General features: G+C 68.9%; 14 protein-coding genes and 1 pseudogene. 8 read left to right on the top strand and 7 right to left on the bottom strand.

Annotated features, from left to right (window positions below; genetic code table 11):
* Positions 1-72 precede the first annotated feature (72 nt).
* The 3 genes and pseudogenes from QM624_RS18420 to QM624_RS18410 all read right to left on the bottom strand — a co-directional run.
* A pseudogene (locus tag QM624_RS18420) lies at positions 73-831 on the bottom strand (amino acid ABC transporter ATP-binding protein); the annotation flags it as partial.
* Positions 828-1,649 carry an amino acid ABC transporter permease gene (locus tag QM624_RS18415; RefSeq protein WP_415094524.1) on the bottom strand — a complete coding sequence of 274 codons (822 nt, stop codon included), beginning with the start codon at positions 1,647-1,649 and terminating at the stop codon, positions 828-830. The pseudogene QM624_RS18420 and the gene QM624_RS18415, both read right to left, overlap by 4 nt.
* Positions 1,650-1,722: 73 nt before the next feature.
* A complete protein-coding gene (locus QM624_RS18410) occupies positions 1,723-2,565 on the bottom strand; it encodes a transporter substrate-binding domain-containing protein (RefSeq protein ID WP_415094522.1) in 843 nt (280 codons plus the stop codon).
* A 144-nt stretch (positions 2,566-2,709) separates the two neighbouring features.
* Between QM624_RS18410 and QM624_RS18405 the strand changes: the two genes are divergently transcribed.
* On the top strand, positions 2,710-3,075 hold the full coding sequence (locus QM624_RS18405; RefSeq protein ID WP_415094520.1) for a DUF1992 domain-containing protein: 366 nt from the start codon (positions 2,710-2,712) through the stop codon (positions 3,073-3,075).
* Positions 3,076-3,090: 15 nt separating this feature from the next.
* On the opposite strand, the gene QM624_RS18400 is transcribed toward QM624_RS18405, so the two are convergent.
* Complete coding sequence (locus QM624_RS18400; protein ID WP_415094518.1) at positions 3,091-3,252, bottom strand: hypothetical protein; 162 nt, start codon at positions 3,250-3,252, stop codon at positions 3,091-3,093.
* Positions 3,253-3,326: 74 nt separating this feature from the next.
* Complete coding sequence (locus tag QM624_RS18395; protein WP_415094516.1) at positions 3,327-5,654, bottom strand: sodium-translocating pyrophosphatase; 2,328 nt, start codon at positions 5,652-5,654, stop codon at positions 3,327-3,329.
* A 214-nt stretch (positions 5,655-5,868) separates the two neighbouring features.
* Between QM624_RS18395 and QM624_RS18390 the strand changes: the two genes are divergently transcribed.
* Positions 5,869-7,590 carry a glycerol-3-phosphate dehydrogenase/oxidase gene (locus QM624_RS18390; protein ID WP_415094514.1) on the top strand — a complete coding sequence of 574 codons (1,722 nt, stop codon included), beginning with the start codon at positions 5,869-5,871 and terminating at the stop codon, positions 7,588-7,590.
* Here the strand turns inward: QM624_RS18390 and QM624_RS18385 are convergent.
* Entirely contained in the window at positions 7,583-8,002 is a 420-nt protein-coding gene (locus QM624_RS18385) for an HIT family protein (protein WP_415094512.1), read from the bottom strand. The two genes, QM624_RS18390 and QM624_RS18385, sit on opposite strands and share 8 nt — an antisense overlap.
* Before the next feature lie 117 nt (positions 8,003-8,119).
* Between QM624_RS18385 and QM624_RS18380 the strand changes: the two genes are divergently transcribed.
* The 3 genes from QM624_RS18380 (at position 8,120) to pdxT (ending at position 10,094) form a co-directional block, all read left to right on the top strand.
* Positions 8,120-8,431, top strand: a complete 312-nt coding sequence (locus QM624_RS18380) for a hypothetical protein (RefSeq protein WP_415094510.1) — start codon at positions 8,120-8,122, stop codon at positions 8,429-8,431.
* 122 nt (positions 8,432-8,553) lie between these two features.
* Positions 8,554-9,450, top strand: a complete 897-nt coding sequence (gene pdxS, locus QM624_RS18375) for a pyridoxal 5'-phosphate synthase lyase subunit PdxS (protein WP_415094508.1) — start codon at positions 8,554-8,556, stop codon at positions 9,448-9,450.
* Positions 9,451-9,539: 89 nt separating this feature from the next.
* The gene (gene pdxT, locus QM624_RS18370) at positions 9,540-10,094 is read left to right on the top strand and encodes a pyridoxal 5'-phosphate synthase glutaminase subunit PdxT (RefSeq protein ID WP_415094667.1); all 555 of its coding nucleotides are present in this window, start codon (positions 9,540-9,542) and stop codon (positions 10,092-10,094) included.
* Here pdxT and QM624_RS18365 read toward each other — a convergent pair.
* A complete protein-coding gene (locus QM624_RS18365) occupies positions 10,075-11,499 on the bottom strand; it encodes an MDR family MFS transporter (protein ID WP_415094506.1) in 1,425 nt (474 codons plus the stop codon). The two genes, pdxT and QM624_RS18365, sit on opposite strands and share 20 nt — an antisense overlap.
* 68 nt (positions 11,500-11,567) lie before the next feature.
* On the opposite strand from QM624_RS18365, the gene QM624_RS18360 reads away from it, so the two are divergent.
* The 3 genes from QM624_RS18360 (at position 11,568) to QM624_RS18350 (ending at position 14,199) form a co-directional block, all read left to right on the top strand.
* The gene (locus QM624_RS18360) at positions 11,568-12,158 is read left to right on the top strand and encodes a TetR/AcrR family transcriptional regulator (RefSeq protein WP_415094504.1); all 591 of its coding nucleotides are present in this window, start codon (positions 11,568-11,570) and stop codon (positions 12,156-12,158) included.
* A 68-nt stretch (positions 12,159-12,226) separates the two neighbouring features.
* Positions 12,227-13,447 (top strand): glycosyltransferase, encoded by a 1,221-nt coding sequence (locus QM624_RS18355; RefSeq protein ID WP_415094502.1) that lies wholly within the window; start codon positions 12,227-12,229, stop codon positions 13,445-13,447.
* Positions 13,444-14,199, top strand: a complete 756-nt coding sequence (locus QM624_RS18350) for a PIG-L family deacetylase (protein ID WP_415094500.1) — start codon at positions 13,444-13,446, stop codon at positions 14,197-14,199. The genes QM624_RS18355 and QM624_RS18350 overlap by 4 nt, the downstream gene beginning before the upstream one ends.
* The last annotated feature ends 204 nt before the right edge of the window (positions 14,200-14,403 follow it).

Raw genomic sequence — 14,403 nt, 5'->3', positions numbered from 1 at the left:
CTTCGCCTCGTCCGCGCGATGCCGTTGGGCGTACGCCTGATCCTCAGAACCGGCGTCGACATGGGTCGGGTCGAGCACCCGGCGCAGGAAGGTGCGGGTCCGCTCGTGCTGCGGATTGCCGATCACCTCGTCGGGCGGGCCCTCTTCGACGATCACGCCGCCGTCCATGAAGATCACCCGGTCGGCCACCTCGCGGGCGAAGGCCATCTCGTGGGTGACCACCATCATCGTCATGCCCGATTTGGCCAGATCGCGCATCACCGAGAGCACATCGCCGACCAACTCGGGGTCGAGTGCCGACGTCGGCTCGTCGAACAACATCAGCTCGGGGTTCATCGACAGCGCCCGGGCGATCGCCACCCGCTGCTGCTGGCCGCCGGACAACTGCGCCGGATACGCGTCGCCGCGGTCCCCGAGCCCGACCTTGGTGAGGTTGTCCCGGGCGGTGCGCTCGGCCTCGGCCTTGTCGACCTTGAGCACGCTGATCGGCGCGATGGTGCAGTTCTCCAGCGCGGTCAGGTGCGGGAACAGGTTGAACTGCTGGAACACCATGCCCATCCGGGTGCGCAGGGCGTCGACGTCGGCGTCCAGGTCGGTGATCTCCTCGTTCAGGATGAACACCCGTCCGGCGGTCGGCTGCTCGAGCAGGTTCACGCAACGCAGCAGGGTGGACTTGCCCGAGCCGGACGGCCCGATCACGCAGACCACCTCGCCGCGACGGATGATCGTGGAGATGCCCTTGAGCACCTCGATCTGGCCGAAGCTCTTGTGTAGGTCGTAGATCTGGATCTCGTCGTCGCGGTTGCCGGTCGGAATCGTCGGGGTCGTCATCGGGTCGCCTTCCGCTGCTTGGCCTCCATGCGGCGCACCAGGAAGGTGAGCGGCAGGGTGATCACCAGGTAGGTGAGGCCGGCGATCACCAGCGGCGTCATATTCGAGTAGGTGTTGGTCAGGTCGCGGCCGTACTTGGTCAGGTCGAACGCTTCCGCACTCAACCCGATCACGTAGATCAGCGACGAGTCCTTGGTCAGCGAGACCAGCTCGTTGGTCAGCGGCGGCGTGACGATCCGGAAGGCCTGCGGCAGCACGATCTTGCGGGTCGCCATGCCGGACGGCATGCCCAGCGACCGGGCCGCCTCGGTCTGGCCCTTGGGAACCGCCTGGATGCCGGCCCGGATGGTCTCGGACATATAGGCGGCGGCCACCAGGCCGAGCGCCATCCAGACCGCGCCGAAGGGATCGAACGGGATCTGCAGACCCGGGATGGCCAGTGAGATCAGGCTGAACGCGAGCAGCACGATGATCGCCGGCACGCCCCGGAAGATCTCGGTGTAGATGGTGGCTATCCAGCGGTAGGGGCCGATCTGGGACAGCTTCATCAGCGCCAGCACGGTGCCCAGAACCAAGCCGAAGACGAAGGCGCCGAGGGTGTAGAGAATGGTGTTCTTCAGTGCGTTCAGCAGGCCCGGACCCACGGTTTCGGCGATCATGTCCGGCCGGAAGAAGACCGACTGCAACTGGCGTCCGTCGGTGAACAACACGATGGCCAGCAGGCCGAGTATCAGCACTCCGTAGTTGATCCAGCGGATCCGCTGGGCGCGGCGGCGTGGCGAGAGCTTCTTGCGGGCCGGAGCGGTGGTGGACGTCATGCGATCCCCCTTGCGGGATTGGGGGCCTGACTGACCGGCCGGCCATCGGCCGGCCGGTCAGCAAGCGGGTGAGTCACTCCTTGGGTGCGTCGGTACCGAACCACTTCTTGTAGATGGTGTTGTACGTGCCGTCGGCCTTCGCCGTCTTCAATACCTCATTGACGACTGTCTGCAGAGCGGTGTTGTCCTTGCCCATGCTGAAGCCGTAGTGCTCATTCGTATCGAATTCCTTGACGACCTTGGTGCCCGCATTCTCGGAGGCGAAGTTGTACACCACGCCGTTGTCGTTGATCGCGGCCGCAACGGTCTTGGCCAGCACCGCATTGGCGCCGCTCGGCATATCGTCGAACACCTTGACGGTGTAGCCGTACTTGGAGGCATTCTCGTTGGCGTAGTCCTGACCGGTGGTTCCGGCCTGCACGGCCAGCACCTTGCCCTTCAGGTCGGGCAGGTCGGTGACCGTTGAATCGGACGGCACCAACAACGCCTGGGTCGCGGTGAAGTAGGGATCCGAGAACAACGCCGCCTTCTCACGATCGGCCCGGATCGTGATCGCCGCCGCGGCCGCATCGCACTTCTTCGCGGCGAACACCGCACCCGAGGTGATCTGCTCGAACTCGATGTCGAAGATCTCCTGGGTGACCCCGAGCTTGTTTGCCACCAGGTCCATCAGGTCGACGTCGAAGCCCACGGTCTTGCCGTCCTGCTTGAACTGGAACGGCTTATAGGCCAGGTGGGTGCACACCACCAGCTTCCCCGGCTGCACCAGGGTGACCGCCGCGGTCCCGGAGCTCTCCGAAGGGCTCGAACTCGGTGCGGCGGGCTGGCTGTAGTTGGCGCAGGCGGCCAGCATGCTCAGGCTGAGTGCGGCCACGCCGGCCAGGGCTGCACGCACACGCTTGTTACTCGAACTCACGATCTCTCCTCGCTAGAGCGCTCTCCTCGCTAGAGCGGCATGGCCGCATACTGGCGCAGCCTTGTTACGGCGGCAATGCGGAACGCCGATTGAGACCGTGCCGTGATCTTTGGGGTGGGCGGCCGGGGTACTAGATTCGCAGGCGTGCAGTACGAGTCGTGGATCGACCGGCAGATCCGTGAGGCGACCGAGCGCGGGGAGTTCGACAACCTTCCCGGCGCGGGCAAGCCGCTGAACCTGGACCCCGACGAGGACTGGTGGATCAAGGCCAAGCTGGCCCGCGAGGACCTCGGCGCGCTACTGCCCGGCCCGCTGATGTTGCGGCGCGAGGTGGAACGCATCCAGGACACCTTGGCCGACGTTCAGCGCGAGAGCGTGGCGCGGGAAGTCCTGGACGACCTGAACGCACGGATCCGCGAGTATTACCTGCGGCCCGGCCCCGGGCCGCGGATCATCGTCCGACTGGTCGATGTCGAAGCCGAATTGGACGCCTGGCGGCGTCGTCACTGAAAGCGGGAGATCCGCTCAGCGGCGCACTGCCCTGCCGCCGACAGGAGCGCCGACCAGCACCCGCGGCGCCGCATTGGACGCGGTGACCGGTGCTCGTCGAGTCGGCTCTGCCTGGATCTGCTGAATGCTGCCCGCACGGATAGCGGCGGTGATTGCGGCGGAATCGTCGGTGAACATGTTTCCCCCCATGGTCGATGTTCACCAATAGGAAACCACGAACCGCTCGTTTCGTACCTGCCGTAAATGAGCCGTTATCCGTTTGTTACCTCGGCCGGGGAATCGTCGTCCTCGACCAGATGCATCTCGTGCTCGAGCCGTCCTTCGAGGTCGGCTTTGTGCGCCCGGACGCGGGACAGGACGACGCCGCCCATCGCGATCAGGCCGGCCGCGATGGCGATCGCGATGCGCAGCACCGGGTTGGCCCCTTCGCCCACCGAGAGCGCCACCACAGCGGGGGCGATCAGCAGGGCGACCAGGTTCATCACCTTGATCAGCGGGTTGATCGCCGGGCCAGCGGTGTCCTTGAACGGGTCGCCGACGGTGTCGCCGATCACGGTGGCCGAATGCGCGTCGGAATTTTTGCCGCCGTAGCGGCCGTCCTCGACCAGCTTCTTGGCGTTGTCCCAGGCGCCGCCGGAGTTGGCCAGGAAGACCGCCATCAGCACACCGGCGACGATCGCACCGCCGAGGAAGCCGGCCAGCGGGCCGACGCCCAGGCCGAACCCGACCGCGATCGGTGCGGACGCCGCCAGCAGGCCGGGCGTGGCCAGCTCGCGCAGCGAGTCCTTGGTGCAGATGTCGACCACCCGGCCGTACTCGGGCCGTCCCTCGCCGGTCATGATGCCGGGGATCTCGGCGAACTGCCGGCGCACCTCGAAGACGATCGCACCGGCGGCCCGGGTGACCGCGTCGATGGCGAGCCCGGAGAACAGGAAGACGGTGGCGGCGCCCAGGATCACCCCGACCAGGGTGATCGGCGAGACGATCTCGTAGGTCAGCATGGCGGCCGTGATGGCGTTGCCGGCCTCCTGGGTGAGCGAGGACAGCGAATGGTTGACGGCGTCGGTGTACGAGCCGAACAGCGCGGTCGCGGCCAGCACGGCGGTGGCGATCGCGATGCCCTTGGTGATCGCCTTGGTGGTGTTGCCGTCGGCGTCCAGTGCGGTGAGGATCGTCTCGCCCTGCTCGTCGACGTCCTTGCTCATCACGGCGATGCCCTGGGCGTTGTCGGAGACCGGGCCGAAGGTGTCCATCGCGACGATCACGCCGACGGTGGTGAGCAGGCCACAGCCGGCCAGCGCGATCATGAACAGCGACAGGATGATCGAGCCGCCCGAGATCAGGAAGACGCCGCAGATCGCGGCGGCGATGATGCCGGCGGTGTAGACGGCCGACTCGAAACCGACGCCGATGCCGGCCAGCACCACGGTGGCCGGACCGGTCAGCGAGGTGCGGGCGACATGGATGGTGGGGCTGGAGTCGGTGCCGGTGAAGTAGCCGGTGAGCCACAGGATGACGCCGGCCAGCACGATGCCGATCGCCACCGAAGCCGCCGCCATCACCCGCGGGTCACCGGACAGCGAGCGGACGGCGTCGGGCACGGCCGGCAAGTCGGCGAAGCTGCCCGGCAGGTAGACGAAGGCGGCCACCGCGGCCAGCACCGCGCCGGCGGCGGCCGAGGTGTAGAAGCCGCGGTTGATCGCGGTCAGGCCGGACTCGTTGCCGCGGATGCGGGTGATCGCGATGCCCAGCACCGCGGTCAGCGCGCCGATGGCGGGCACCAGCAGCGGGAACACCAGGCCCTGCTCGCCGAAGGCGGCCTTGCCCAGGATCAGCGCGGCGACCAGGGTCACCGCGTACGACTCGAACAGGTCGGCGGCCATCCCGGCGCAGTCGCCCACGTTGTCACCGACGTTGTCGGCGATCGTGGCGGCGTTGCGCGGGTCATCCTCGGGGATCGACTGCTCGACCTTGCCGACCAGGTCGGCGCCGACGTCCGCGGCCTTGGTGAAGATGCCGCCACCGACCCGCATGAACATCGCCAGCAGCGCGGCACCGAAGCCGAAACCCTCGAGCACCGACGGCGCCTGCTCGCGATACAGCAGCACCACGGCGGCGGCACCGAGCAGGCCGAGGCCGACCACGCTCATGCCGACCACGCCGCCGGTGCGGAAGGCGATCTTGGCGCCCTCGATACGGCCGTTGTCGCGCATCGCGGCGGCGGCTACCCGGACGTTGGCGCGCACCGCCAGCCACATGCCGAGATAGCCGATGGCCGCCGAGAAACCGGCGCCGACCAGGAAGAACACCGAGCGGCCGATCCGCACCGGCGTGTCACCGGGTAGCAGGAAGAGCAGCCCGAACGCGATGATCGCGAAGATGCCGAGGGTGCGGAACTGCCGGCTCAGGTAGGCCGCGGCGCCCTCTTGGACGGCGCGGGCGATCTCCTGCATCCGGGTGGTGCCTTCGTCCTCTGCGAGCACCTTGCGGCGCAGCCAGACGGCGTAGAGCAGGCTGATTGCCGCGATCCCGGCGATTGTCCAGACAATGGCCAGGCTCGTGGCGCCCAACTCGAGCATGCAATTCCTCCTCGACCGACGGCCGGAGACGGGGTGTCGTCCATCGGCTTCCCTGCGCGGGAAGTTCCGGGGAGTCTACGGGTCAACGGACGCCCGCGACAGCCAAACCGGCGAGTCGGGACGGCGAGTGATTATCTGAACGGGGAGCTTGCGAAATTGCCGGGGGTCCGGTTGGATCGCGACTGTCCGCAGTGCCGATCTCAAGGAGTCGTCCATGTCTGCCACCGCTATGAACCCAGCCTCCCGCGCCGCCGCGCTGAGCCGGATGGCGACCGAGGAGTTGGATGTCCTGGTGGTCGGTGGCGGTGTCACCGGTGCCGGCATCGTCCTGGACGCCGTCACCCGCGGTTTGCGGGTCGGCATCGTCGAGGGCCAGGACTGGGCCAGCGGCACCTCGTCGCGCTCCAGCAAGCTGCTGCACGGCGGCCTGCGCTACCTGCAGGCGCTCGACTTCAAGCTGGTCAACGAGGCACTGCACGAACGCGAACTGCTGCTCGCGACGCTCGCGCCGCACCTGGGCAAGCCGGTGTCATTCCTGTACCCGCTGACCAAGAAGTACATCGAGCGGCCCTACGTCGCGGCCGGCATCACGCTGTACGACGTGATGGCCCGGCTGGGCGCCAAGGCGACCTCCCCGTTCCACCGGCACCACACCCTGGCCGGCGTACAGAAGCTGTTCCCCGACGTCCGGCCCGACGTGATGGTCGGCGCCATCCAGTACTGGGACGGCCGCGTCGACGACGCCCGGCTCACCTTGACCCTGGTGCGCACCGCCGTCGAGTACGGCGCGCTGGCCGCGAACCGCGTCCGGGTCACCGACTTCGTCAAGACCAACGGACGGGTCAGCGGCGCCGAGGTGACCGATCTGGAGAGCGGCGAGAACTTCACCATCAAGGCCAAGCACGTGATCGCCGCCGCGGGCGTGTGGACCGAGGCCACCCAGGATCTCGCCGAGGCACAGGGCGGGTTGAAGGTGCTGGCGTCCAAGGGCATTCACATCGTGGTGCCCAAGGAGCGGCTGAACGGCGAGGTGGGCTTCATCCTGCAGACCGAGAAGTCGGTGCTGTTCATCATTCCGTGGGAGCGCTACTGGGTGATCGGCACCACCGACACCCCCTACGAGCAGGACTACGTCCATCCGGTCGCCTCCCAGGCCGACATCGACTACGTGATCGACCACGCCAACGTGGTGCTGCAGAAGCCGATCACCCGCGACGACGTGATCGGCACCTGGGCCGGGCTGCGGCCGCTGCTGCAGCCGGCCACCAAGGGTGACGGGACTGCCTCCACCAAGGTGTCCCGCGAGCACACCGTCACCGAGGCGGCGCCCGGTCTGGTCACCATCGCCGGCGGCAAGCTGACCACCTACCGGGTGATGGCCGAGGACGCGGTCGACTTCGCGCTGGGCGAGTCGCAGGCGAAGGCAAAGCCGTCGCAGACCAAGAAGACGCCGCTGATGGGCGCCGCCGGCTATTCGGTGTTGTCGGCGCAGGCCGACACGCTGGGCCGCGAGTTCGGCTGGGACGCCACCCGGGTGACCCACCTGCTGAACCGCTACGGCAGCGAGATCAACACCCTGATCGCGCAGTGCCGCGAGCAGGAGGATCTGGCGAAGCCGGTCGAGCACGCCCCGGACTACCTGCGGGCCGAGTTCGCCTACGGCTGCACCCATGAGGGCGCGCTGCACCTGGAGGATCTGCTGGTCAACCGCACCCGGCTGACCTACGAGATCGCCGACTCCGGCCTCGCGGCACTGCCCGAGATCGCGGCGCTGGCCGCCGAGAAGCTCGGCTGGGACGACGCCCGGCGCGACGCCGAGATCGCCGCCTACACGGCGCGGGTCGAGGCCGAGCGGGATGCCGCCAGCCAGCCGGACGACGCGTCGGCGGCGCAGGCACGATCGGCCGCGCCGGAGGTCGTGGACGCCGTCAACTGACCTGGAGGGCCTCGCGCAACAAAGTCGCGTAAGCGGCCTGCTCGTCCGCGGCGTACTTCGTCCGGGGCCAGAAGAAGCCGCGCAGGCCGTCGCCCTTGGACCGCGGCACGACGTGGACGTGCAGGTGCGGCACCGATTGGCTGATCACGTTGTTGATCGCCACGAAGCTGCCCTGCGCGCCCAACGCCGGCCCCATGGCGGCGGCGATCCTGCGGCAGGCGGTGATCAGCGGCAGCACCAGTTCGTCGGGCAGGTCGAGCAGCGTGTCGACATGCCGGATCGGGCAGACCAGCACGTGGCCCTTGAACACCGGGCGATGGTCGAGGAAGGCGATCACCTCGTCGGTGCGCAGCACCACTTCGGCGTCCAGCCGTCCCTCGATGATCGCGCAGGCGATGTCACGGTCGCTCATCGGGTCATTGTGCCCGCTGCTGTGGGTGAGCCGCGCTTCCCAGAAGACCCGATGACTTGGCAGAATGCCCAAAGGGGAACTACTTCGGGTCATCCGAAGGCAAAACGGGAGAACTGCATGACGCGCGATCTGCTGATCGTTAGTACGCGCGCGCTCACGGCCACAGACCTGGGCGCTTCGGTGGCGGCCGTACGCCAAGGGCAACCTTGGACGGTGACCGACGACGGCGATCACCTCACGCTCACCTACCGCGGGCGGCCGCTGCTGCGGCTGGCCGCCTCGACCCGGTTGTCGGACGAGACTCTGCCCCGCTGGCAGACCCGGCTGACCCTGATCGGCGACGAACCGGAACTCGGGCTCGAGGTCGGACGCGCGGTGGCCTGGGAGGCGGACGGCGATCTGACGGAGTTGCCGGACGAGACCCGGTGAGCGCTCGCGACGCGGTGAGCGTTCGGGACGCCGTCCAGCGGCACATCTGACCGGGCACGGTCGACGGTCTCGCCCCTCAGACGGCGAGAGCGCAACGTAACTCGATCGTCACCATTGCCCCCATGACGACAGTGATCGGTTCGCCCCTGGTCAAGCGGGGCCTCGCTGACATGCTCAAAGGCGGCGTCATCATGGACGTCGTCACTCCCGAACAGGCGCGGATCGCCGAGGACGCCGGCGCGGTCGCGGTGATGGCGCTGGAGCGGGTGCCGGCCGACATCCGGGCGCAGGGCGGTGTGGCGCGGATGAGCGACCCCGATCTGATCGCGGGCATCATCGACGCGGTCTCGATTCCGGTGATGGCGAAGGCCCGGATCGGGCATTTCGTCGAGGCCCAGGTGCTGGAGTACCTGAAGGTCGACTACATCGACGAGTCCGAGGTGCTCTCCCCCGCCGACTACAGCCACCACATCGACAAGCACGCTTTCACCGTGCCGTTCGTCTGCGGCGCCACCAATCTCGGCGAGGCGCTGCGGCGGATCGCCGAGGGCGCGGCGATGATCCGGTCCAAGGGCGAGGCCGGCACCGGCGACGTGTCCGAGGCGACCAAGCACATCCGCACCATCCGGCGGCAGATCGCCGAGTTGAGCGCGCTGGCGAAGTCGTCGCCCGACGAGCTGTACGTGGCGGCCAAGGAGCTGCAGGCGCCCCTCGATCTGGTCCGTGAAGTGGCTGAGACCGGCGCACTGCCGGTGGTGCTGTTCACCGCCGGCGGCGTGGCGACACCGGCCGACGCGGCGCTGATGATGCAGCTCGGCGCGGACGGCGTCTTCGTCGGCTCGGGCATCTTCAAGTCGGGCAACCCGGCCGTCCGTGCTGCCGCGATCGTCAAGGCGACCGCCCGGTTCGACGACGCCGCGGTGATCACCGAGGCGTCCCGCGGGCTGGGCGAGGCGATGGTCGGCATCTCGGTGGCCGACGTCCCGGCGCCGCACCGGCTGGCCGAGCGGGGCTGGTGACCCTCTCCTCCGGCTCTGGCTCATCCGGATCGGGTGGGCCCACGGTCGGGCTGGTCGCCCTGCAGGGCGGCGTCCGGGAGCATCGGCTGATGCTGGAGTCACTCGGTGCGCAGGTGGCTCCGCTGCGCAGTGGTGACGATCTCGTCGGGCCGGACGGCGTCCGGGTGGACGCGGTGCTGTTGCCGGGCGGCGAGTCGTCCACGATCGACAAGCTGCTGCGGATGTTCGGCCTGTTCGAACCGCTGCGGACGGCGATCGCGGCGGGACTGCCGGCGCTGGGGACCTGCGCGGGGTTGGTGCTGCTGGCCCGCGAGGTGGATGACCGGGCGCCCGGGCAGCAGTCGCTGGGCGTCCTGGACGTCACGGTGCGGCGCAACGCGCTCGGCTCGCAGGTCGATTCCGCCGAGACCGAGTTGGAGAGCACGCTCGGCCCGGTTCGGGTGGCGTTCATCCGGGCCCCGATCGTCACCCGCGTGGGTCCGGACGTCGAGGTGCTGGCCGAGCGCGACGGCCAGGTGGTCGCCGTCCGGCAGGGGTCGGTGACCGGAATCTCGTTCCATCCGGAACTGACCGGCGAGCCGGTCTTCCATCGGCAGTTGCTCGCCGACGCGGTCTCGGGACGGGTCAATCCGCCGGCGAACTGACCGGTTTCGCCGGCAGTGCGAAGCACACCCCGATCGCCACCACCGTGAACCCGACGGCCCACCAGAACGCGGTGCCGAATCCCTGGGCGATGGCGGCGACGCCGTCCGCCCCGTTCACCGCGCCCTCCAGGATGACCGCGAGGACGGCGGTTCCGAAGGCGCCGCCCAGCTGCTGAGCGAGCCGGGTGATGATGCTGGCATGCGGCACCTCGTCGCGTTCCAGGCCGACGAAACCCACCGACATCACCGGGATCATCACCGCACCCATGCCGAAACCCCGCACCAGCAGCACGGCCATCAGCCACCACTGGTCGGTGTCCGCGCCGGCCATGGCGAACGGAATGGTGGCGAGTCCCATCACGACGAATCCGCCGATCGCGACCACCCGCGCCCCCACCGCGTCGGTGAGCTTGCCGGCCAGGGAGCGACTCAACAGGGCCCCGACACCCTGCGGAATGAGCAGCAACGCCGCGGTCAGCGCGTCCGTGCCGCGGACGACCTGGAAGAACAGCGGCAGCAGCAGCATCGCGCCGTACAGCGACGCACCGGACAGGAACAGCACCGCCGTGGATGAGGCGACCGAGCGCCGGCGCAGCAGACTCACGTCGACCAGGGCAGCCTCCGGCCGCCGCAACTGGGTGACCAGGAACGCGGCCAGCAGCATCGCCCCGCCCAGCACCGGCGCCCAGACGTCGAGGCGGGTGAAGCCGCCGTCCTGGCTGACATTGGACAGGCCGTAGAGCATGCCGACCAGGGCCGGCGACACCAGCAGCACGCCGACCCAGTCCAACACCGGCTTGCCGCGCGGCGGGTCGGAGGGAATGAGCCGCCAGGCCAGCACCAGGCCGGCCAGGCAGAACGGCACGTTGACCCAGAAGATCCAGCGCCAGTCGAGATAGTTCAGGATCAGCCCGCCGATGGTCGGGCCCAGGATCGGTCCGAGCGCGGCGGGCAGGCTGATCATCGCCATCAACCGCCCGAGGGCGGCGCCACCGGGCACCTGTTGGATCGCCAGGGTCGCCATCAGCGGCATCATCAGCCCGCCGCCGATGCCCTGAACCACGCGGAAGGCGATCAGGCTCGGCGCGTCCCAGGCCAAGCTGCAGGCGATCGAGGCGATGCCGAAGACGGTCAGCGCGATCATCCAGAGTCGCTTGCCGCCCAACCGTGCCTGCGCCCAGCCGACCACCGGAATGGCGACGCCGAGCGCCAGCAGGTAGCCGGTGGTGACCCACTGGATGGTGCTGACCGGGACCGCTAGATCAACGGCGAGCGTCTTCAGCGCGATGCTCATGATCGTGCTGTCGAAGATAACCGCCAGCCCGCCTACCAGCAGCACGATGGCGGTGACGATGGCGCTGCGCGGCACCGCCGGGGCGGCGGTGGCGGTCGATGACTGAGTCACGTCCGAACTCCTTAAGAGACATTGTCGTATCTAATATGGAGCGTACGTCGCGGCGGTAAGATACACAAATGGATCTTGAGAACAGTGTTCGTCGGCGCCGCGGTCGAGCCCTGGAGCAGGCCATCCTGGCGGCCGGTTGGGAACAACTCGCTGAGCGTGGCTACGGGGCCTTCACCATCGACGCCGTCGCCGAGCGCGCCGGCACCAGTCGTTCTGTGATCTACCGGCGCTGGCCCGACCGGGAAGCATTGGCCGAGGCGGTTCTCGGCTTCGTCGTGCAGCAGGATCCGGTGGCCGCACCCGACACCGGGAGTCTGCGCGGCGACATGATCGAGTTGCTGCGCCGCTTCAACGCCGCACGCAGTCCGCTGGTGCCGATGATGAGCGTGCTGATCGCCGCGCACTTCCAGGAGTCGGGCCGCACCCTGGCCGACATCCGGCGGATCGTCCTGGGCGAGCGGCACCACGACGCGCTCGCCGAGGTCATCGAGCGCGCCGTCGGCCGCGGTGAGATCGATCCCGCGCGGCTCACCCCCCGGGTGCGCACGGTCGCGGTCGACCTGGTCCGCCAGGAGTTCCTGATGACCCTCAAGCCGCTACCCGAGGACGAGATCACCGCCATCATTGACGAGGTGTTCCTGCCATTGGTGCGGCCGTAGTGGTGCCCGATCGACGGCCCTAGTGGTGCCCGATCGATAGGTCGCGCACTGATCGATACGCTGAGCAGATGCCGGATCCGCTCCGCATCGCGTTTGTGTCGATGCACACCTCACCCGCCGATCTACCGGGTTCCGGGGATGCCGGCGGAATGAACGTCGTCGAGCGCCACCAGGCGCTCGCATTGGCCCAACTCGGGCACCGGGTCGACCTGATCACCCGGCGCAGCGACCCGGCCCAGCCCGATCTGGTCGAGTTGTCGGACGGCGTCCGATTGCTGCATCTGCCGGCCGGTCCGCCCGAACGGCTCGCGAAGAGCCTGATCGACGCCCACATCGAGGAGTTCTCGGCCGGGCTGGCTGGGCTGGACGGCGGCTACGACGTGCTGCATTCGCATCACTGGATGTCAGGCGTGGCCGCGCTGCCGGTGGCGCGCGCATGGGGCGTCCCGCATGTGCAGAGCTTCCACTCGGTGGCCGCGCTGCCCGGCTCGGCACTGTCGGAGGGCGAGCCGCCCGAGTCGCCGGCGCGAGTGCCGGGTGAACGGCTGGTCGCCACCGAATCGGACGCCGTGATCGCGATCAGTGCCGCCGAGGCCCGCACCGTGGTGGAGCGCTGCGGCGCCGATCCGGATCGGGTGGTGATCGTGCCGCCGGGAGTTGACCGGACGATCTTCCACCCGGGCTCGCCCCCGCCGGTCGAGTTTGTCGAGACCCCTCCCTCGACCCCCTCCACCAACCCTCGCGGCTACCTGCTCTACGCCGCCCGCCTACAGCCGCTCAAGGGCCCCGACCTGGCGATCGGCGCACTCGCCGAGGTGCCGGCCGAGTTGCGGCCCGACCTGCTGATCGCCGGTGATGTCTCGGCCGACTTCGCCGCCTACCAGGCCGACCTGCATGCCCTGGTCGAGGCGCACGGGCTGAGTGACGCCGTCCACTTCATCGGTCCGCAGCCGCGGGAGAAGCTCGCCGGGTTGATGCGCGGAGCCCGGATCGTGCTGGTGCCGTCGCACTCGGAGACGTTCGGGCTGATCGCGCTCGAGGCCGAGTCCTGCGGGACGCCGGTGATCGCGTCCGCGGCCGGCGGATTGCGCGAGGCCGTGGTGCACGGCGAGACCGGACAACTGATGGACTCGCGGCAGCCCGAGGACTGGGGCACCGCCATCACCCGGCTGCTGGCCAAGCCGCAGCGGCTGGCCCGGATGGGTGTGGTGGCACAGATCCATGCCCGCCGATTCGACTGGGGTTGGACGGCGCGACTGCTCGAACTGCACTACCGGGAGCTGCGATGACCGGCCCGTTCGAGGGTGTCGCCCGGGTGGTCTTCGCGCACGCGCATCCCGACGACGAGACGCTGGCGACGGGTGCGCTGATTCAGCACCTGACCGAGGCGGGTTTGGCGGTGTCGGTGGTGACGGCGACCCGTGGTGAGCGCGGCGAGGTGGTCGCCGGTTCGGGCGCACCCCCGGCCGGCAGCCCCGAGCTGGACGCCCACCGCGAGATTGAGCTGACGACGGCCCTGGCGGCGCTGGGAGCCGAGGGACCGTTCTTCTTGGGCGAACCGCCGGCCCGGGCGTCCGGCTTGTCGCCACGACGCTACCTCGATTCGGGCATGCGCTGGGTGACGCCGACCGTCGCCGGCCCCGGCGAGGACGCCGGTCCGGACGCCTTCACCTCGGCAAGCGTCACCGAAGCAGCAGCCGACCTGGCAGCGTTCCTGACGTCGTGGCGCGCCGACCTGGTGATCAGCTACGAGGCCGACGGCGGCTACGGCCACCCCGACCATGTGCGGATGCATCACGTCGCCAGGGCCGCGGCTGACCTTGCCGGCATCGGTTTCGCCGAAGCGATCTCGATCCCCCGGGACGGCACCCCGCCCGATTCCACCGACGTCACCTGGTTCGACCGTTCGGACCATTTGCCACAGCTGTTGCCGGCCCTGCACGCCCACGCGTCCCAGTTCACCGTCGACGGTCGCGCCGCCATCCACTCCGGCGGACAACGAGAACCCCTGCAACTCCGCACCGGCGTCCGGCGCGCCTGAGTAACACCCTGCCGCCACCGCCGGCCGAGCTGTCAAGACTCCGGACAACCCCGTTGGTCGAGCTTGTCTCCCTCCTTCTGTGGTCGGGTCTTGGTGGTCGGGTTTGGGTTCCGCGGAGTGGGCTGCACCCCGTCCCGCCCGTGCGCTGGCTCGCCCTACTTCTGCTTTCGTCCTTCAGACCCTGGCAGGGGGCTCGCGCGCTTT

Source organism: Micropruina sp., assembly GCF_047606365.1.
Classification (GTDB): Bacteria; Actinomycetota; Actinomycetes; order Propionibacteriales; family Propionibacteriaceae; genus Micropruina.
The sequence above is the reverse complement of the archived record's forward strand: the minus strand, read 5'-3'. Positions and strand labels throughout refer to the sequence as shown.